Consider the following 21,578-nt stretch of genomic DNA (forward strand, 5'->3'; position numbering starts at 1 on the left):
TAACAATGAATAAAAGTTTTAAAGAATTTATTTTTGGGGATGCTAATACAATGAATCATGTGTTTCGTCAGTTTTCAATGGGGGCAGTTGCTATTGCTGTAATGCAGGCGGCAAGTGCACAGGTTTCGATGACCAATGTGGTGCCAATGCAGATTCCAGGACAAGGTACTGAAATTCGCGTGATGTTTAATGGCTTGCCACCTCAACCACAAGCTTATCAATTAGAATCACCATCACGTCTGATTCTGGATTTTGATAAAGCACAGCAGAATTTAAAACAGAGCAATATTGTTGTTGCAACGAAAGAAGCAAGTTCTGTAGATGTGACTTCAGATGCCCAGCGTGCGCGTTTAACTGTGAATCTGGCTGATGCGGGTGCATTTACCACGCGTGTTGAAGGCAATACCTTTATTCTAAAAATCAATTCAACCAATCCAGTTATCCCTGTACAGCCAGTCGTACAACAAAATACTCAAGGTATTACTAATATTGGGTTCCAGCGCGGGGCGAAAGGTGAAGGTCAGGTCGTGATTGATCTGGCGAGTGGTAATACACCGGTTGATGTGCAACAGCAAGGCACCAAAGTTATTGTACGAGCATTAGGCTCCAAGATTCCTACTCATTTAACGCGTCGTCTGAATGTGAATGATTTTGCTACACCTGTTTCGACAGTAGATGCAGTCAACCAGAATGGCTCTGGAGTGATTACCATTCAAACTTCAGATAGCTATGAATACATGGCTTATCAAACCGATAATAAACTGACAATTAGTTTAAAACGCCCAGAAGAGAAAAATCCATTACGTCCAAAAGCTGCTCAGCATTATACTGGTAAGAAAATTTCTTTAGATTTTCAGGATATTGAAGTTCGCCGAGTATTACAGCTACTAGCAGATTTCACTGACATTAATATGGTTGCAGCAGACAGCGTACAAGGCAATATTACTTTACGTCTTAAGGAAGTGCCTTGGGATCAGGCTTTAGATATTGTTTTAAAGACTAAGAATTTGGATAAGCGTCGTAATGGTAATGTAATCTGGATAGCGCCTGTATCTGAGCTCATTAAAGCTGAAGAAGAAGAAGCCAAAGCACTTGCACAAAGTGTAAAGCTTGCTCCTATTCAGACAGAATATATGCAACTCAGTTATGCCAAAGCAGCTGATATTGAAAAGCTCATCACGCAGAATAAAGGGGCCTCAAGTGCCGGTTCTAATACAGGCAGTACAAGTGGAGATGATAAGGAGAGTCTACTGAGTTCACGTGGTTCTATTTCTATTGATGCACGTACCAATACTTTAATTGTAAATGATACTCAGCCTTTTATCGATAAAATCCGCAATATGGTGGATCTGCTTGATGTACAGGTAAAGCAGGTCATGGTTGAAGCACGTATTGTGCGTGCATCGACTGAATTCACCAAAGAAATCGGGGTGAAATGGGGAATTCTTTCTCAGGGCATTACTAATAATAATAATCTATTAGTGGGTGGAAGTGACACTACACTTTGGGATTTGCGTGATCCTCAAGAAAGTGATTTAGGTGGATATACCTATGATATTCAACGCCCAGATAATTTGAATGTTGACTTGGGTGTTGCAAACCCTGCTGGTCGAATTGCTTTTGGCTTGATTAGCTTATCTGACTTTATGTTAGATCTGGAGCTTTCTGCTTTACAAGCAGATGGTTATGGTGAAGTGATCTCAACACCTAAAGTTTTAACAGCAGATAAGCAGGCGGCTAAAGTTTCATCAGGTACACAAATTCCGTATCAATCTTCAGAAGGGGGTGGTGCAAATGCAGTTTCAACTACTGAATTTATTGATGCAACCCTCAGCTTAGATGTAACTCCTAGTATTACACCTGACGGTAAAGTTCAGATGCTGCTCAATATTACCAGTGATACTCCTGGAAACCCGACTCCAACGGGTCAATTAACGATTAATAAAAATCAAATTAGCACTAATGTGCTGGTTGATAATGGAGAAACGGTAGTTTTGGGGGGGATTTTTGAGCAAGAAACACGGAATGGACAAACTAAAGTACCTTTCTTGGGAGATATTCCATATTTAGGTCATTTATTTCGTAGAGATCTTAAATCTGACAATAAGCGTGAGCTCCTGATTTTTATTACACCTCGAATTGTTAATGACAGTGTTTCAAGAAATCATTAATATATTTTGAAATTAACAAAATGAATAGGTGACTCCTTGCCAAGCAAAGAGTTTGAATCCCTGCCAAATATCTATTTGGTAGGGCCGATGGGGGCGGGAAAGACAACAGTAGGACGGCATTTAGCAGAATTGTTAGGACGAGAATTTCTGGATAGTGATCATGAAATTGAGCGTAAAACAGGTGCAACGATTCCCTGGATCTTTGAAAAAGAGGGTGAACAGGGCTTTCGTAGTCGTGAAACGGTTGTCATCGATGAGTTAACTTCACGACCACAGTTGGTTTTGGCCACAGGTGGTGGTGCGGTGACTCAGGCGCCTAACCGCGAATATCTGAAACAGCGAGGCATCGTTGTTTATCTCTACACTCCTGTAGAAATCCAGCTCCAACGAACCTATCGCGACAAAAACCGTCCCTTATTACAAGTTGAAAATCCGGAACAGAAACTTAAAGATCTGCTGGCAATTCGGGATCCGCTGTATCGGGAAGTCGCACACCATATTATTGAGACCAATCAGGGCGCTGCACGCGATCTGGCACAGCGTATTCTGAATCTCATCCTTCCGAAAAAATAAGCTCAGTAAAAAAGTGGTTACCCCATCATGCAAACCTTACATGTCGAACTCGGTGAACGTCGTTACCCAATTTTTATTGGTAGCGATTTAAATCCTCAGCAGCTGTTAGAACCTTATATTCATGGTAAACAGGTGATGATTGTCAGTAATGATACGGTAGCACCACTATATCTGGAACACTATAAGACAGCCTTGGAAAACCTGGGTAAAACAGTAGCGACCTGTATTTTGCCTGATGGTGAAAAATATAAGGATATTCAATATTTAAACCTGATTTTTGATGCGTTGCTTGAAGCGGGTTTTAACCGGGATTGTACTGTATTGGCATTGGGTGGTGGCGTGATTGGCGATATGGCTGGTTTTGCTTCAGCCTGTTTCCAGCGTGGTGTGTACTTTATTCAAGTGCCAACAACTTTGCTTTCGCAGGTGGATTCCAGTGTCGGTGGTAAAACCGGGATCAACCATCCACTCGGTAAAAACATGATTGGTGCTTTCCAGCAGCCACAAGTCGTGCTGGCGGATATGTCCCAGTTATCAACCTTGCCAGATCGTGAATTATCAGCAGGTCTTGCTGAAGTCATTAAATATGCATTACTCGGTGATAAGGACTTCCTGGTTTGGCTGGAAGCCAATATGGAAGGTCTGATTGCTCGTGATGAGCAGTTGCTGGCTGAAGCTGTTTATCGTTCCTGCGCCCATAAAGCCCGTATCGTGGCGAATGATGAAAAAGAGCAAGGTGAGCGTGCTTTACTCAACCTCGGTCATACCTTTGGTCATGCCATCGAGTCTTATCTGGGCTATGGTGAATGGCTGCATGGTGAAGCGGTAGCAACCGGTATGGTCATGGCCGCTGATTTATCACAGCGTATGGGCTGGATTTCCGAAGCAGATCTCGCGCGTACAAAAAAAATCATTTCTCGTGCCAAACTTCCGATTGTTTGCCCTAAAATTCCTCTGGATGATTTCCTGGGATATATGGCACATGACAAAAAAGTCTTAAATGGACAGTTACGTCTGGTATTGCTGGAACAATTAGGACAAGCGATTATCACCCGAGACTTTGATGTAGAATTAATGAAGCAGGCCATTCTGGCCAATCAGGCATAGGTAATTTTAGAAAATGACAGCACTCCATACGCCATGGCAAAAGATTCAGCATTATTTTTGGCTGGTGACTGCGGTAGGCTGTCTTTTTGTTGCGCTCATTTTTTGGGCAATTACAGATAAGGATCAGGTCACTCCTGTAGAGAAAAAGCCTGAAACAGAGGTTGAACTACTGATTCAACCAGAAAAAGTCGCTTCAATGACCCATCTTGGTGCATTAAATGAGGAAGTTCATCCGCTGGATATGACCACACGCACCATTGTAAATGCAAACCATGAAGCCGAGTTTCGTGGTACCAAATATGTTACTCAATTTAAAAATCAGTATGCGATTGAGCTATTTCGGGTCTCTGATGAAATTATTATTAAAAACTTCTTAAGAAAACAGATAGATCGTAATAAATTCATATACTTGCGTCTGTCAGGCGAAAATATGCCTGAGCAATATGTTTTACTCTATGGTTCTTATAAATCAGCCAATCAAGCAAAGCAGGCACTGGATCATTTGAATATGGATTTGCCGAAATCAGTCAAACCAGCTGTGCAGCAAATTCAGGATTATCAACCTTATGTGAATAACTTAGGTTCTGATGAGCTGACGTCTAACCAGAAACTCTATCAAGTACGATTAAAAAATGTGCCTCTACCAAAAGTAGAGGAAATAGTAGTTCCTAAACCGCAGAGCCAGCCCTCATCAAATACGTCAAGTACCACCAGTACAACTATTGTTCGTCGTGATCCATCGGGGAATGTAGTAGATGTGCAGAAGTCTGAAAGCACTGTACCGTCAACGCCACGTGCTCAACCTAATGGTCAACAACGTGCTGAAGAGCAAGAGATAAGTGATCCTTTTAACTAATACAAATTTGGGTGCGGGCTAAAATAGCGCACCCTGTATGAAAAAATACTATAAATGTGCGTTTTTGGTGCAAAAAATACACAATAAAAATTATCACTCTGTTCCTAATATTTGCTAAATCTTTGTCATTGGTATTGTTTCTGTCTTAGTGCATCAAGTTGGCATGTTCTTTGCTTTATTGGTGCATGAATTGAATTAATCTCCCTGTTTTGGCGCGAAAATGATTCGATGATTATGCGTAAGCGTCATATTTAGTCGTTATTTTTATGTGATTTCTGAGTCTTTTAAACTTTATTTTTCATGCGTATTAATCTGAAAAGGTTTATCTTCAAAGTGTGAAGAAAAGTTTTACTCTGCTCATAGAAATTTCCTCGAAAGTAAATTGGACGCCATCGCAAAGACGGATTTAGATTGTTTAACAGCCCGCCAGGGCTTTGTGATAAGAAGGGTACGCTATGCACATGCCATCGCCTAATAATGTAGCTCCCGCTCAAGGTTTATACCAACCGGATGAGTTTAAAGATAACTGTGGTTTCGGTTTGATCGCCCATATGCAGGGTGATGCAAGCCATGATCTCGTCAAGACCGCAATTCATAGTTTAAGTTGTATGACCCACCGTGGTGGTATTGCCGCAGATGGTAAGACCGGGGATGGTTGTGGTTTGCTTTTGGCAATGCCAAAGGAATTCTTTCGTGAAGAAGCAAAGCGTTTAAGTGATATTACCTTAAGCGAAATTTTTGCTGTAGGTACGATCTTCCTGAACCTGGATCCTGCACTTGCAGCACACGCAAAACAAGTATTAACCAAAGAAATTGAAGAAGAAGGTTGCCGCGTTATCGCATGGCGTGTGGTACCAACCAACAATGGCGCGTTAGGCGAGATCGCGATGCAGTCTTTGCCTGCTTTTGAACAGGTCATTGTTAACTGCCCAATCGGTGTCACTGAGGTTGAATTTAACCGTAAGTTATTCTTGGCGCGTCGTCGTGCCGAGCAGAAACTGATCAATGATTCATACTTCTATGTAACTACCTTATGCTCAACTGTGATTAGCTATAAAGGTTTGATGATGCCAGCAGCAATTGCTGACTTCTATACTGACCTGGCTGATGAGCGTCTGGCGTCACATATTGTGGTGTTCCACCAACGTTTCTCTACCAATACCTTGCCACGCTGGCCATTGGCTCAGCCATTCCGTTATCTGGCGCATAATGGTGAAATCAATACCATTACTGCAAACCGTAACTGGGCGCTGGCGCGTACACCTAAATTCGAAAATCCATTACTGCCAGGCTTGACTGAACTGAACCCGATTGTTAACCGTACCGGTTCGGATTCTTCTAGTCTGGATAACATGCTGGAAATCCTCATAGGTGGTGGTATGGACCTGTTCCGTGCGCTACGTATGCTGGTTCCACCCGCTTGGCAGAATGTTGAAACACTTGATGCTGACTTACGTGCATTCTATGAGTTTAACTCTAAACATATGGAAGCATGGGATGGTCCTGCAGGCCTAGTCATTCAGGATGGTCGTCATGCGATCTGTATGCTGGACCGTAATGGTTTACGTCCTGCGCGTTGGGTCGTGACTAAAAATGGTTATATCACCCTGGCGTCTGAGATCGGTGTATGGGGGTATGAGCCTGAAGATGTAGTATCTAAAGGTCGTGTAGGTCCAGGTCAGATTCTGGTTGTGGATACCTTGACTGGTAAAGTATTAGATACTCAGGATGTCAATAACCACCTGAAACGTATGCGTCCATACCGTGAATGGCTGCGTGAAAATTCAGTACGTCTACAGGGTAGCCCTGAGCTGGAAGAATATCTGTGCGATCAAGGCTTAAAAGGCGATAGCCTGAAAGCGGCACAGAAAATGTTCATGGTGACTTTTGAAGAACGTGACCAGTTATTACGTCCAATCGCAGAAAGCGGTCAGGAAGCTGTAGGTTCAATGGGTGATGATACGCCAATGGCCGTGTTATCACGTCAGGTCCGTCACGTTTCCGATTACTTCCGTCAGCAGTTTGCGCAGGTTACTAATCCGCCGATCGATCCATTACGTGAATCGATCGTGATGTCACTGGAAACCTGTTTCGGTCGTGAACAGAATGTATTTGAGCAAAGCCCAGAACATGCAGACCGTTTGATCGTATCCAGCCCAGTGCTGACGAATTCAAAAATGCATCAGATCCGCACGATTGGTCGTAAAGGTTATGAAATTGCGGACATCGATCTGAACTATCCAGAAGCGGAAGGTCTTGAAGCGGCGATTGCACGTATCTGTGAAGAATCTGCTCAAGCGATTCGTGATGGTAAGACTTTACTGGTACTTTCAGACAAGAAAATCCGTGAAGGCTTCTTGCCAGCTAATGCTGTGATGGTCACTGGTGCAGTACACCATTATCTGATCAATACAGGTCTGCGTACCGATGCGAATCTGATTATCGAAACCGGTTTTGCTCGTGATCCACATCAGTTTGCTGTACTTCTAGGCTTTGGTGCGACAGCGATCTATCCATACCTGGCGTATGACGTGATCAATGATCTGGTGGCGAAAGGTGAATTGCTGGGTGATCCGGTATACGCGCAAAACAACTTCCGTAAGGGTATTGAAAAAGGCTTGCTGAAAGTCCTGTCCAAGATGGGTATTTCAACGGTTGCTTCTTACCGTGGCGGTCAGCTGTTTGAAGCAGTGGGCTTATCCAATGAAGTCGTGAACACATGCTTCGTTGGTGTACCAAGTCGTATTCAGGGTGCAACATTTGTTGATCTTGAAAATGACCAGAAACAATTGGCTGATATCGCGTGGAAAAACCGTAAACCAATTGATCAAGGTGGCTTGCTGAAATTTGTATTCGGCAAGGAATACCATGCATTTAACCCGGACGTGATCAACTCGCTGCACAAAGCAGTACGTTCTGGTAATTATGCAGATTTTAAAGAATATGCAGAACTGGTGAATAACCGTCCGATCGCAACGATCCGTGACCTATTCAAACTGAAAACAGACAATTCGATTGCACTGGATCAAGTGGAATCTGTAGAAGAGATCCTGCCTCGCTTTGACTCTGCGGGTATGTCTTTAGGTGCATTGTCGCCTGAAGCACACGAAGCGATCGCGATTGCCATGAACACAATTGGTGGTCGTTCAAATTCAGGTGAGGGCGGTGAAGATCCAGCGCGTTACGGCACTATTCGTAACTCGAAAATCAAACAAATTGCATCGGGCCGTTTTGGTGTGACTCCTGCTTACTTAACTTCAGCAGAAGTCCTGCAAATTAAAGTCGCGCAAGGTGCAAAACCAGGTGAAGGTGGCCAGTTGCCGGGCGGTAAAGTGAACGGTCTCATTGCTCGTTTGCGTTACTCTGTACCAGGTGTAACCCTCATTTCGCCACCACCGCATCATGACATCTATTCAATTGAAGATTTATCACAGTTGATCTTTGATTTAAAACAAGTTAACCCACAGGCGATGGTGTCAGTTAAACTTGTTTCTGAACCAGGTGTCGGTACGATCGCGGCAGGTGTAGCGAAAGCCTATGCTGACTTCATTACCATTTCTGGTTATGACGGCGGTACAGCGGCTTCTCCACTTTCCTCTATTCACCATGCGGGTTCGCCTTGGGAACTTGGTCTAAGTGAAGCGCATCAAGCCCTTCGCGTAAATGACCTGCGTGGCAAAGTCCGTGTACAAACCGATGGTGGTTTAAAAACCGGTCTGGACGTTGTGAAAGCAGCAATTCTGGGTGCAGAAAGCTTTGGTTTTGGTTCAACGCCAATGATCGCATTGGGCTGTAAATACCTGCGTATCTGTCACTTGAATAACTGCGCAACCGGTGTAGCAACTCAGCAGGATCACTTGCGTCAAGAGCACTACATCGGCGAACCACAAATGCTGATCAATTTCTTCACCTTTATTGCTGAAGAAACCCGTGAATGGTTAGCAGCACTCGGTGTATCCAGTCTGAAAGACCTGATTGGCCGTACCGATCTGCTAGAAGTCTTGCCAGGTGAAACTGACAAGCATGCACATCTAGATCTGAGCAAACTGCTGGAGTCACATCCTGCAGCTGAAGGTAAAGCACAGTACTGTGAAGTTCAGGGCAATGCGCCGTTTGACAAAGGTATTCTGGCTGAGAAAATGGTAGAAGAAATTCTGCCAGCGATTGAAGCGGGTACTGGTGGCGAATATCACTACAGCATTGGTAACTGTGACCGTTCGATTGGTGCACGTCTGTCTGGTGAGATTGCAAAACGTTATGGCAATCTCAGCATGGAAGCTCATCCGGTTAAAGTAAACTTGCTGGGCACAGCAGGTCAGTCACTGGGTGTATGGAATGCCGGTGGTCTGCACATCAGCCTTGAAGGGGATGCCAATGATTATGTCGGTAAAGGCATGGCAGGCGGTCGTATCTCGATCTTCCCACCGAAAGGTTCGCCATTCCAGACGCAAAATACCGCAATTATTGGTAATACCTGTCTGTATGGGGCGACTGGCGGTAAACTTTTTGCTGCAGGTACTGCGGGTGAGCGTTTTGCGGTGCGTAACTCAGGCGCCTTTGCCGTGATTGAAGGTGCGGGCGACCACTGCTGTGAATATATGACTGGTGGTATTGTGACTGTGCTTGGTAAAGTAGGCCACAACTTTGGTGCAGGTATGACCGGTGGGTTTGCCTATGTACTTGATCTGGATAACGACTTCGTTGACCATTACAACCATGAACTGATTGAGCTGAACCGTATTTCTACTGAAGCGATGGAAGAGCACAAAGAGTTCCTGGGTCGTATCCTGGATGAACATATTAAAGAAACAGGTAGTGCTTGGGCGTACAAGATCCGCCACGAGTTTGACTTCTATAGCCGTAAGTTCTGGTTGGTAAAACCAAAAGCTGCCAACTTGCAAACGCTGTTGAAAACAACTCAAGCTGATCCACAATAATTCCACTACTGCAGAAATGAAGGCAGATGCAAGGCAACTGTGAATCCCTTGCATCTACCCACGGAGAGAGACATGGCAGAACGCCTAAGTAATGACTTTCAATTCCTGGATGTAGCACGCCAAGATCCAGAGAAAAAAGAGATTGACGTCCGCAAAGCAGAATTTGTGGAAATTTATAAACCTTTCACAACTGAAGTGGCTGCAAATCAGTCACATCGTTGTCTAGGTTGTGGTAACCCATATTGTGAATGGAAATGTCCGGTTCATAATTACATTCCAAACTGGTTGAAGTTGCTGGCAGAGGGCCGTATTTTTCAGGCAGCTGAATTGTGCCATCAAACTAATACCTTGCCAGAAGTTTGTGGTCGTGTCTGTCCGCAAGACCGTTTATGTGAAGGTGCTTGTACCTTAAATGATGGTTTCGGTGCAGTCACCATTGGTAATGCAGAAAAATATATCAATGACACCGCCTTTGCATTGGGCTGGCGTCCAGATATGTCCAATGTAAAATGGACGGATAAAAAAGTTGCCATCATTGGTGCAGGTCCTGCCGGACTTGGTTGTGCGGATATTTTAGTTCGTGCCGGCGTAAAGCCAGTCGTGTTTGACAAACGTCCGGAAATTGGTGGCCTGCTGACTTTTGGTATTCCAGAATTCAAAATGGAAAAAGATGTAATGAAACGCCGTCGTGAAATTTTCACCGGTATGGGCGTTGAATTCCGTCTGAACACTGAAATTGGTACAGATGTGACCATCGACCAGCTACTGGCTGACTATGATGCGGTATTCATGGGTATGGGAACTTATACCTATATGAAAGGTGGTTTTGCCGGTGAAGACCTGAATGGGGTTTATGATGCCCTGGATTTCCTGATTGCCAACGTGAACCGTTGCCAAGGCTGGGAAAAAGATCCATCGGAATACATCAGCGTTGAAGGCAAGAAAGTCATCGTTTTAGGTGGTGGCGATACGGCTATGGATTGTAACCGTACCTCGATCCGTCAGGGTGCTGAGTCTGTTGTGTGCGCTTACCGTCGTGATGAAGAAAATATGCCGGGTTCACGTCGTGAAGTAAAAAATGCACGTGAAGAAGGGGTGGAATTCCAGTTTAACCGTCAGCCAATCGAAATTGTCGGTGAAAATGGCAAAGTGACAGGCGTGAAATTTGTGACCACTCAACTCAGTGAACCAGATAGCCGCGGCCGTCGCAGCCCGGAACCAATTCCGGGTTCAGAAGAAATTCTGCCTGCGAATGCAGTACTGCTGGCATTCGGTTTCCGTACCAGCCCTGCGGACTGGTTTGCTGATGTAAGTATTAATCTCGATGGTTCTGGTCGTGTGCTTGCCGCTGAACAGCAGCAATATAAATTCCAGACTTCGAATCCAAAAATCTTTGCTGGTGGCGATATGGTGCGTGGTTCTGACCTAGTAGTCACTGCGATCTGGGAAGGTCGTCAGGCTGCTGAAGGTATTCTGGATTACCTCGATATCTAACAGTTAAAAATTCACTGTAATCATTTAAGGAACCTGCTACGGCAGGTTTTTTTAATCTTTAATTATTTGCAAACTTAAAATAGGAAGCATTAAAAAGATTATAAAAAGTAACAAAACTTTAGAAAATACTGTTTAAAATCAAATTAATTATATAAATATCAATAAAGAATTGAGGACGAGACATCATGCGTGTATTAAAACAATCTCTCATAGCTTTGATGCTGGCCAGTACCTTAACCCTGAGTGGCTGTGGCTATAACACCTTGCAAGTCAAAGATGAGGCTGTGACTGCAGCCTGGTCTGAAGTACAGAACCAGTATCAACGTCGTGCCGATCTGGTACCGAATCTGGTGAATGTGGTGAAAGGCTATGCCGCGCATGAAGAGCAGGTGCTCACAGAAGTCACTCAGGCGCGTGCCAATGTAGCAGGCCTCAAAGTCGATCAGGAAGTCTTGGAAAATCCTGAACTGTTCCAGCGTTATCAGGAAGCACAGTCACAAATGACCAGTGCCTTGTCACGCCTGCTTGCGGTGACTGAAAACTATCCAGACCTGAAAGCCAATCAGCAGTTCCGTGATTTACAGGTGCAGCTGGAAGGTACAGAAAACCGGATTGCGGTAGCGCGTAACCGTTATATCACCACGGTTCAGGACTTTAATTCTTATGCACGTCAGTTCCCGCAAGTGATGACAGCCAAAGTGATTGGTATGGATACCAAACCAAACTTCAGTGCCGAGCAAAGTGCCCAGAAAGCTCCAACAGTCTCTTTTGAATAACTCATAACGTATAAATAAGCGAGAAATCACATGCCTGAGATGCTGCTGAAATACTGTGCTGGGTTGCTCCTCATATTGGGTATGGGGCTAACAACACCTGCTTCAGCAGAAACCGCCACGGCTACGGATACTGAAGAAGTCATCGTAGCGCGTGAAATCTTACAGCCTAAAACTGGTCAAAATGCTCCAGCTCAAGAAACTGAGGCTACAGCAGCGTCACAACCACAGATTGCCAATGATATGGCAGAAGGGCGGTTGCAGCGCGACTTGCCAAGTCTGAACGAACCTGTTATTGATCAGGCAAATTTACTGAGTCCTGCTGAAAAGCAGCAGCTGAGCCAGCGTATCCTGAAACTTTATAATGAAGGTAAAGGTCAGATTGGTGTGGTGATTGTACCGACTACCGGACAGGAAGATATTTTTGATTATTCCATGCGGGTCGCTGAGGCCTGGCAGCTTGGTTCGGCTAAACGGGATAATGGTTTACTCATGACCATTGCCATCAATGATCGCCGTATTCAGATTCTGACTGGCTATGGTCTGGAAGGCGTATTGCCTGATATTGTGGCAGGGCGAATTATCAATGACAAAATTACGCCGTATTTTAAGCAAGGGCAGTATGCTCAGGGAATTGATTCAGGACTGGCTGAAATAGAACGGATTTTAAATCTTGATCCTGAAATTGCCGCCCAAGCCGCGGATGAGCTAAAAGAGCGACACGAACAGGCTTATAAAGCCCAGCAAGCTTCTCAAGCCACTTTTGGTGCTGTAATTTTTATTATCATCGCTGGTGTGGTTGCTTCGATGATTTTTGGTAAAAAACTCAGTGCTGCAACTGCTGCAGTTGCAGGTACAGCTGCTGGCCTAGTCAATGGCATGGGCTTAATTGCCAGTTTAATGATTGGGATTGGCGTATTTTTTATATTAATCACTTCACTGGCGCAACTACTTTTGTATGCCTTTGCTTCTGGTGCTGGTCGTGGCGGTAGCGGCCGCGGTGGTTTTGGTGGCGGCTTCGGTGGAGGCGGTGGCGGTTTTGGTGGGGGAGGAGCATCAGGCTCATGGTAACAACGACAGATACAACAGAAATTGTCACGCAACCGAAGCTGGAAGAATATGCGCAGCCGAGTTTTAAGCGATGGTTCAAGCATTTCTTTTATATGCCAGCAACCAAGCGGTTTTTCTCCAAGCAGGATCAGCATGCAATTGCATTAGCTGTTGAAGAAGCTGAGCATGGGCATGTGGGGGAGATTCAGGTAGTGATCGAAGGCTGTTTACCTTCACGATCGGCCTATTATCAGGATACGCTGTGTCGTGCCCGCCAGTTGTTTGCTGAACTGGGCGTTTGGGATACCGAATATAATAGTGGTGTGCTGCTGTATTTAAACCTGTGTGAACATAAGGTTGAGATTGTGATTGATCGGGGAATTAAAGATGCAACGACCCAGCAAGTCTGGGATGAAATATGCCAAAATATTATTCATCATTTAGTCCAGCAGAAGTTTAAAGAAGGTGTAATCGAAGGAGTGAAACAGATTGGACAGGTTTTAGATCATTATTACGATCGTAAAATAGATGATTTAGAGAATGAATTAGGTAATAAACCGATTATTTTTTTATAATGAAGTAATAGTTTCTTTAATAAATATTATCTAAATTTTATCAACTTTAGTTTAAAAGACGCATCGAATTCGATGCGTCTTTTAAAATTAAATTATCATAGAGCAATACAAGATTTAGGTGCTAAGCCAGTAGCCACATTAGTCTTACAAGTCCATTGACCAGTAGACTCTGTAATTGCAGCTGTGCCATCATTACCACCACCTGTTGCAGCAGCATTGCGGTCAGCTGTACGGTACCAACCAATTGTTTTAGTATTAATTTTTGAAGAACCTTGAAGTGTACATACAATCGAAGTTTCGCCATTTACAGCAACAGCCGCAGAAATACTTGCGCAAGCAGCGGTAGAAGAAGGAATTCCGACATCAGCAGGTGTAGATAGTGCAGTTGATACCCCTTCTGAAAGTTTAAGTTCTGTATTTGTTTTACCACCACTAATATCAGCTAAACCAACAGATACTTGAGATTTAGCTACATAGTTTTGGTAAGCAGGAATCGCAATTGCAGCAAGAATACCGATAATTGCAACAACAATCATTAATTCAATACATTCCATAAGTCACTTTATATGGACATGCATCAAACCATTGAATTGTATTGTTTTATTTCATTCTTTATTTTGTCCATATGGACATGCTTTTAAAAGGACAAAACTTTTCAAATTGTCCATATTAAAAAATGGCTTTTACTCAGTGCGATAGGATGAATTTTTATAAAAGTAGGCAGGTTTTGAGATATTTTTAAATTTAGATAAGTTAAAAACGGAATAAAAAATATAGACTCATTTATCAGCCAACTTCTGTATTTCTTCTTTATGCTGAAGAATCACACGTCTTGCATGATGCAGAACAATACGCCTAGTTGCTTAGTTATCATCAAATTGCATAGACAAAAATTTTACAGCTGGACGAGGTATTTGTTTACTTTGAAGTCTTTCAGTCTTTTCATTCTATTACTCCCCCATGTATGAAATATTCCGCATAGAACAGCACTTTCAATTTCAAATTGCTTTTCCCCCCACACGAGCAATCATGACTAAACTAAATATAGTTGTCTGTTTGCCTAGCTGCAAATAATTTAGCTTTTCCTGCTACAGGCAACTTTCATATTTACATTTCTCAAAACTGACAAAACTGACATTTTCTGTCACTTAGTTACACAAATTTACTTTACATATTTTCAGAATTTTTAATCCATTAAATAATGTATTGATTTAATGTAGAATAATTAGATAATATGCATTGGCACACTTTGTGCAAATTATAAATTAGCTTACAAAGCTTATAAATAAATTAACAAAACATTTGTGGAGAATGTTATGAACGCACAGAAAGGCTTTACGCTGATCGAGCTCATGATTGTGGTCGCTATTATTGGTATTCTTGCTGCAATTGCGATTCCTCAGTATCAAAACTATACGGCTCGTTCGCAGGCTTCAGAAGCAATTAATTTACTAGGTGGTTTAAAAACTCCGGTAATGGATATTGCGGGAATGAGTGGCCTAGCTACAGCATGTAGCACTAAAGACGCTGTTAAAGATGTTGCAAGCACAAAAGACGTAGATGAAAGTGAACCTGCGGGCGCATTACATGCAGATAATGGACATACTCTAACCGGCACTTATGTAGCGAGTATTACAGCTAATGGTGCAACAGCTGGGACATGTATTTTAACTGCAAAATTTAAAAATTCAGCAGGTATTAATGATAAATTAAAGGATAGAGAAGTTATCTTTACATATACACAAGCTACTGGTAATTGGAAATGTACTTCTGACTTAGATCAAGCTGTGCGTCCAAAAACTTGTGATGCTAAATAATATTTAATACCAAATTAAAACGCATCTTTAGAGATGCGTTTTTTATTTTTACCACTATAAAAGGGAATATTTATGACTCTAGAAGCTCTAAAAACAGATCTGTCACCACGCGCATTAGAGAAATTTGATTCATTTAAAGCTTCAGTAAACCCTAGTATGAATGCCAATTTCAATTCAAGCGATGAAGCTACTTGGTACGATTTCATTATTCAACTTCACTTAGATCAGTATGAACTAGACTCTGATATTTTTCAGCAATGGCTGATAAAAGATGTAAAATTTTCGGAAACAGCAGCAACTATTTTAGCTGATCGCCTAAGTTCAGGCTTGTCTCTACTCAATCATTATAAGAAAGCCGACTTCGCCTAGAATGATCACACCGCTAATTCTTTATTTAACGGTGTGATCATCCACCTATACTTTATTTTGCTTCAACTCAAAATTTTCTAATAATAGTGAGTTTACGACTTTTAGCAATTTTTCATAATCTTCCTTTAACTGCTCATAATCACTTTTCACAGCTTTGGTCCTGCTTTTAGCTAGTTCAACCTGCTGTGCAGGCGCAAGAATATGTTGCCCTACTTCCTGCGCAGCTAGCTCAATTGCCTCTATAAGCGCAGCATGACGGCTCTTCTTAATAGAACCCCGTTTACGCCCTGCTTCCAGTGCTACAGTGTCATTATTAATCGCAGACCCTTTTGGTAGAATAGTCGGTTTGTTGGCTTTTAATCGTTTCAAAGCAGCATAATATTCATTGAGTGCACTCATTTTTTAAACCTCAATATTGATAGTTTGAATTTTTTGAATAGTTTTATTTAAAGCCATAATATCGCTATCCATCTGCCCATACAGCAAACTACTTGGTGCTTGTGTTTCTCGTGCTCGTTGTAATCGTTGGACTGCTTTTTGCATTTTCTCTGCGCTGCCAGCATCAAACACTGCATGGGCACAACTCAGACAACTTGTAATCGCAGTAAAGGAAATTTTTTCGCAAGAATCAGGGTTGGTACAAGCACCAAAAAGACTAGGCTTATATGCAATTTCCCCCTTTTTCATCCGCTTAACCGTTTCATCACGATCTGGAAAAACCTTCAGTAATTGCTCACGATCTTTTTGCAACTGCAAATAGGTTCCTGCACCGCCAAAGAGCTTACTAGAAGTACTTATTACGCCTTCCTCAAACTGAGTGTAGGAATGTACCAAACGCTGATATTCTAGCTCTTGAATAAATTCCTTTTGACTATCGCTGGCTAAAATGTTTGGAGCAAACACCGCATTGTCTCGATAATACAAAGTCATTGCTTCGGTTAAATGCTTATATTGAACTGACAGAGCACCTAACCCAATAATGCCTGAACGAGCACTATACACAGCCAGTGAGCGTCTAAATTGATGGGTACAGATATTCCAATACTCACCAATTTGACAGTCTTTTTCTTCTCGCCAATTCCGAAAACCATCAAATGCCTCTAGTTCAGCTAAATCGCTTTCAGTAATTTTTAATTCATCTCCAAGCGAGACTGAAATAAGGCTTAAATACTGATTAAAATTATTCTTTGTACGAGTCGGAGCACCTGAAAAATTGGAAATAAAATCGGTTTCGTTTTTAATATTTCGATTATTTTTATTTCGATGCTTTTGCGAGTATAGCGTTGGAAATAAGGGGTACTCAGCAGGATTAGACATATCATAATGTGGATTGAACAAAGCATAGATTTTACCGATACTTTGCGCTGCATGTACGCCTACTTGAATATCTTCAAACGTGATCCAATAAGTAGACTTATTACCTCCACCATGTAACTTAGAGGTATAGCCCATTAACACATGCACTAGGTGCTCATTGCTCTGAACAGTTTGGTAACAGTCATAAGACAGTTGATTCACCTCATTGTCCCGCATCCCTGTAAATAGGTGAATCCACAACTTGGCCATGCCTTGAATCAACGTCATATAGCGAGTGAGATTGGCATGTTTACGAATCTGATTATTTTCAAACAGTACCGTTAAACCAAGCAAATCTCGAGCATCCACAAAACTCACTGCATTTTTATAATCTTTAAACTCACGCGGCATACGCGCAAAAGCTTTATCTTGCTGAATATGCTGGAACCATTGCAGCAAAGCAGGTGCATTTTGATTAAACTCGTTTAATTTATCCGCTAAAGTATTAATTAAGGCAATATAAAGCCGTGAAGGAACCACTTTGGTTTGTGGGCCTACTTTGCCTGATTGCAACCTGAGTTGAGCAGCCAACTTTGCTAAATACTCAATCGGTTGATATGTACTAAACGCAGGAATGAGCCAGGGGTGTTGCTGTTGAATAGAAAAACAATCCGTTAAAAATGCTTTGACTTGGAGTGCTTTTTGATAACTTACGCTTATATAAGCATCATTCACTTTTGACATATAAGCAACATCACCAAATAACTGCTGCAATGTACAGCCATTACGGTATGCAATAGCAGCAAACTGGCGCAAAATAGTATGCCGCTTCTCAATACTTTTAATAATCGACTTACCCGATTTTATATAAAGCAAAGCAAAACTGATTTTTTTCATTTCTGCACGAATTTGACAGAAGAGAAAATCATCTTCACGTGCATTTTCAAGCCAACTATTAAAATTCAGGCGACAGTGACACTTCGGTAAATATGGAGAAAGATCCCACACATTGTCTGAATAAACTGATAATGTTTCACCGCTTTTCATTCGCGATAATACAAAAGTACTTGGAACAGTCAGCTGATTATTTTGTAGACTGTACTCATCAGGTAAAAACAGTTCAGCAATACCCAATGAATATAAATATGAATTAAATGAACTCATGCGACCCATCCCAAATCAAGTAATAATTCAAAATGATTCAGCCAATACGCATCTAAATCACCACTTTCTACTTCTTCCTGAATTGAAAAAATACGATCACGTAAATTTTCATAAGTGTTTGATAAATCTTCGATCACTTCATCGATACGATGTAGTACAACCCCAAACTGCTGTTCCCACTTGATTAGGTCCGTGGCTTTTTGTTTTACATAGCCGAGCAGACTTTTCAGTGACAAAAGCTTACGCACATCTTCATCATCAGCGTGGACTGCATAGTGTTGGCAAAATAGACAATGCTCAAATTGCTGACAGTTAGGTGTAGGAGCTTGTTCGGTAAAGCCTAAAGCTTTTTCAGGCTGTGGAGCTGCTGTAATACATGCACCGACAGGTAAGGTCTGAACATCAACAGTCTCATCCAACGTTTGCACAGCGATTCGTTCAAGCGTTCGTGTTTTTGCGACTGCAACTTCTCGCAGCTCATTAAAAAACTGTGAAATCTGCTGGGCTGCATCTTTGAATGAAGTACGTGCATAATTATTTCTTGCCGTATCGAGTGAGTGACCCATTACTTCAGCTTCAAGCAGTAGATCACCATCGCTAAACTCAACAGTTTGACTGCTCTTATGTTTACGCCACTGTTGCGGCGTAATCCAGACCATTCTTGGGAAAATACGCTGAAATAGCTTTTTCATTAATTGTAATCTGCCGTAGCTGACAGGTCCCAGCTGTTGAATTTCGTTGCGTAATGGAAAGATGAAATCACATGCTTCATCTTGAATATACCATTCACGAAGTTCCAGAATCTTTCTAAACACTGGCTCAAATTTCACCCCAAATTCTGGGTATACTGTCTTACCTCCTGCACGGCTTTTCGCTCCTGAAAAGCGTCGTCCTTGAGTACTTGGTAGAATTTCCATTGTTCCTATTTGTAATTGTTGAGCAGTGTCTAGATTTGCTCCAGTTTGTGCGATAAAGAGCAACATACCAATGGCAAGACCGTATGAAGCAAGTCTTGCGCGCTCTAAATGCCGCTTGTCTTTATTACGTTCTTCAAGATTACGAATCGCTTGATTGCGATTCTCACGTAGACGCTTTCGATGCTCACTATCTTCTTCTAATTCAAAATCAGCCAGCATTTTGGAAAAAGCTGGAATAACCGGATATTTGACTAAATAACTCTGTATATCAAACTGGAAATGCTGTTTTTCAATTTGATGATGAAAACCCGAATAAAAATAAAAGTTCTCTTCATCAACCGATTTAAAATGCGCTGGAAAATCTGCTTCTTGTATCACAATACGATGGATTTCAAGAAAGACATTCTGCAAAGTCGCATAAGTTTTCTGATGATCTTCTTCCGCAATGGGTAATATAGGAACATCATAACGCTGAGATTGGACTTGCATCGCTTGACTAACAATATCAATTTCATGACAGTCAAATACATATGCGATTAATTTGGCTGCATTACGCTGATATTGCTTTGCTGTATGTGCAGCCAAACTTTCCTCTTCAGTATCAGCAAGCAAAGTGCGATCAACTAAATATTTACTGTAACGACGATACGCATCGATCACACTATCTTGATTCGAAAAATCAAATATCTTTTTTTGGCTATCTACCCAATCTAAGAAAAATTTACTGGTGTAATAAAATAGCCCTTTTGACAAATCTGATCCGCCCATTTGCAGTAAATAATCGGTCAAACATTGTAAAAAATAATGCCTTTTTTCATCAAATGATGCAGATAACTGTTGTTCTGACAAAATCTCGCCAGATATTCTTTTTCGGTAAAACAGTATTCCAATATCTAATGTTTTAAAACCCAAAGAAGCGGTTTTATCTTTGCAGACGAGAAAAAGTCGCTCATATTCATTAATTTGTTTGTTGATATCGGAGATATGGACGAACAATGGGGTACGTGTGAAACTCATAATAAATCTCCTGCTGAATTTACAGAAGACATCACGTACTTCATTAAACTTGATTCATACTCATGCTGAATTTTACTGCGCCATTCTAGTCGCGATTTATAGTTCAAATACTGTAAAGTCGTACTAATCTTGGTATGACCCATTCTGGCTTGCACATATTCGACAGCTGTCATCGCTGAATGCCCTTCGGGCAGATGCTGTAACTGGCTTTCCAGCAAATTCATCCCAAAACTAGCACGTAAATCATGGAATTTAAAACTTTGAAATTGCGGATCAATCAAGCGAATCTCGGGTAATAACACGACTTTTAAATAACTACGTACCGCTTCGCCTTCATACAATTTAAGCCTAGTCTCAAATGAGTTAGAGGCTTTGATCTTCTCGGTCAATTGCTCTTGTTCAGCTTTGCTAGTGTAGAAAGGTGTACCAAGCTTGGTGAGAAACACATAGTTTTCATCCGAGTCACCATAGTTTGACTTCTGTCTACGCTGACGTGCCTGCTCACTATTGATATAGATTTTAAGATCTCGAGCTAACCAATTCGGAATTAGCAGCGTCATTGGCTTTTGAAATTTAGTATCAATACCTGTCCCAGCTCCAACAGGCAGACGAATAAAGCCATGACTATCAGACTCACGATTAAATAAACAATTAATTCTTAAAGTACAAATCGTTTGCAAACGTGCGCCCGTGAATAAGGCAAGATAGAACATCAGCTGATATTCACGTGATGATTTTTGCAGTGCTTTTAATATAACAGCCTGCTCTTCAACAGTAAGTGGGCTTAATTCACCACCGTCAATAATGGCTTCAGAGTTCGGAGCCTTGGCTGGAACATGAATCGCAAGATCATGCGACTTAATTGCCAATTGTCTACGTGCGCCAAATTCATTATCAACGGAAATATATTTATAGACATCTTGGAATGGAAGCCCATAGCGTTGATGATCAACCAAATTTTCTGTTATTAGAAATCGATAACAATTGATCACAGCATTAATTCGACTACGTGCCGAACTGGCTGAAATTAGACCTGCATTCGCTTGCCCAATCAGGCGAGTACGATATTTAAAAATCGCATTCAACTGTTTTAGTTTATGAAATTTCAAGCAGTCCAGTTGTTCATCTTCTAAAAAGCGTTGAAAATCAACTAACTGATTGGCAATAAATGCAAATGTTTTAAAATCATACTGTATTGTTTGTTGTAATTTTTTCAGTAAGTACAGATTAAAAATTTCAGATGGCTGCCCATCCCCTTGAATAATACTGGGGAATTTGAGATAAGCATCACCATATTTTTTGAATTCTGCATCATTTAAACAACGGGTTGCCTTAACCGACGTCAATAACTGAAATTTTTTGATGCTCACAACTTTGGCTTTAGATTGGTAGCGTGACTGACCATTTTTAAGTTTAGTGCTCATTTTGAGCCTCCTGTTTATTAAAAAACAGGCAAAAAGTG

General features: G+C 41.8%; 16 protein-coding genes. 11 read left to right on the plus strand and 5 right to left on the minus strand.

What is annotated here, in order from left to right:
* The first annotated feature begins 5 nt into the window (after positions 1-5).
* The 9 genes from pilQ (at position 6) to C3420_RS00645 (ending at position 13,536) form a co-directional block, all read left to right on the plus strand.
* Positions 6-2,171, plus strand: coding sequence for a type IV pilus secretin PilQ family protein (pilQ, locus tag C3420_RS00605; protein WP_103800493.1), 2,166 nt, complete (start codon positions 6-8; stop codon positions 2,169-2,171).
* Between the two features lie 36 nt (positions 2,172-2,207).
* Entirely contained in the window at positions 2,208-2,744 is a 537-nt protein-coding gene (aroK, locus tag C3420_RS00610; protein WP_004810003.1) for a shikimate kinase AroK, read from the plus strand.
* Positions 2,745-2,771: 27 nt separating this feature from the next.
* On the plus strand, positions 2,772-3,851 hold the full coding sequence (gene aroB, locus C3420_RS00615; RefSeq protein ID WP_048881762.1) for a 3-dehydroquinate synthase: 1,080 nt from the start codon (positions 2,772-2,774) through the stop codon (positions 3,849-3,851).
* A gap of 13 nt (positions 3,852-3,864) precedes the next feature.
* The gene (locus C3420_RS00620) at positions 3,865-4,707 is read left to right on the plus strand and encodes a hypothetical protein (protein WP_048881763.1); all 843 of its coding nucleotides are present in this window, start codon (positions 3,865-3,867) and stop codon (positions 4,705-4,707) included.
* A 461-nt stretch (positions 4,708-5,168) separates the two neighbouring features.
* A complete protein-coding gene (gene gltB, locus C3420_RS00625) occupies positions 5,169-9,644 on the plus strand; it encodes a glutamate synthase large subunit (RefSeq protein WP_171294426.1) in 4,476 nt (1,491 codons plus the stop codon).
* 72 nt (positions 9,645-9,716) lie between these two features.
* Positions 9,717-11,138, plus strand: coding sequence for an FAD-dependent oxidoreductase (locus C3420_RS00630; protein WP_103800491.1), 1,422 nt, complete (start codon positions 9,717-9,719; stop codon positions 11,136-11,138).
* Positions 11,139-11,323: 185 nt separating this feature from the next.
* Positions 11,324-11,914 carry a LemA family protein gene (locus C3420_RS00635; protein ID WP_103800490.1) on the plus strand — a complete coding sequence of 197 codons (591 nt, stop codon included), beginning with the start codon at positions 11,324-11,326 and terminating at the stop codon, positions 11,912-11,914.
* 30 nt (positions 11,915-11,944) lie between these two features.
* The gene (locus C3420_RS00640; protein WP_103800489.1) at positions 11,945-12,982 is read left to right on the plus strand and encodes a TPM domain-containing protein; all 1,038 of its coding nucleotides are present in this window, start codon (positions 11,945-11,947) and stop codon (positions 12,980-12,982) included.
* Complete coding sequence (locus C3420_RS00645; RefSeq protein ID WP_103800488.1) at positions 12,976-13,536, plus strand: TPM domain-containing protein; 561 nt, start codon at positions 12,976-12,978, stop codon at positions 13,534-13,536. Before C3420_RS00640 ends, C3420_RS00645 begins: the two co-directional genes overlap by 7 nt.
* Positions 13,537-13,631: 95 nt before the next feature.
* On the opposite strand, the gene C3420_RS00650 is transcribed toward C3420_RS00645, so the two are convergent.
* A complete protein-coding gene (locus tag C3420_RS00650) occupies positions 13,632-14,072 on the minus strand; it encodes a pilin (protein WP_103800501.1) in 441 nt (146 codons plus the stop codon).
* A 780-nt stretch (positions 14,073-14,852) separates the two neighbouring features.
* On the opposite strand from C3420_RS00650, the gene C3420_RS00655 reads away from it, so the two are divergent.
* On the plus strand, positions 14,853-15,353 hold the full coding sequence (locus C3420_RS00655) for a pilin (protein WP_103800487.1): 501 nt from the start codon (positions 14,853-14,855) through the stop codon (positions 15,351-15,353).
* A 72-nt stretch (positions 15,354-15,425) separates the two neighbouring features.
* On the plus strand, positions 15,426-15,722 hold the full coding sequence (locus C3420_RS00660) for a hypothetical protein (protein WP_103800486.1): 297 nt from the start codon (positions 15,426-15,428) through the stop codon (positions 15,720-15,722).
* A gap of 45 nt (positions 15,723-15,767) precedes the next feature.
* Here C3420_RS00660 and C3420_RS00665 read toward each other — a convergent pair whose 3' ends face one another.
* From C3420_RS00665 to C3420_RS00680, 4 genes are read right to left on the minus strand one after another with little or no spacing between them, the layout of a single operon-like run.
* A complete protein-coding gene (locus C3420_RS00665) occupies positions 15,768-16,121 on the minus strand; it encodes a hypothetical protein (protein ID WP_103800485.1) in 354 nt (117 codons plus the stop codon).
* A gap of 3 nt (positions 16,122-16,124) precedes the next feature.
* Positions 16,125-18,182, minus strand: coding sequence for a hypothetical protein (locus C3420_RS00670; RefSeq protein WP_103800484.1), 2,058 nt, complete (start codon positions 18,180-18,182; stop codon positions 16,125-16,127).
* Positions 18,179-20,116: a hypothetical protein gene (locus C3420_RS00675; RefSeq protein ID WP_103800483.1), complete on the minus strand. Its 1,938-nt coding sequence runs from the start codon at positions 20,114-20,116 to the stop codon at positions 18,179-18,181. The genes C3420_RS00670 and C3420_RS00675 overlap by 4 nt, the downstream gene beginning before the upstream one ends.
* Positions 20,113-21,540, minus strand: a complete 1,428-nt coding sequence (locus tag C3420_RS00680) for a tyrosine-type recombinase/integrase (protein WP_103800482.1) — start codon at positions 21,538-21,540, stop codon at positions 20,113-20,115. Before C3420_RS00680 ends, C3420_RS00675 begins: the two co-directional genes overlap by 4 nt.
* Positions 21,541-21,578: the final 38 nt, after the last annotated feature.

This window comes from Acinetobacter sp. ACNIH3, assembly GCF_002918965.1.
GTDB classification, from domain to species: domain Bacteria; phylum Pseudomonadota; class Gammaproteobacteria; order Pseudomonadales; family Moraxellaceae; genus Acinetobacter; species Acinetobacter schindleri.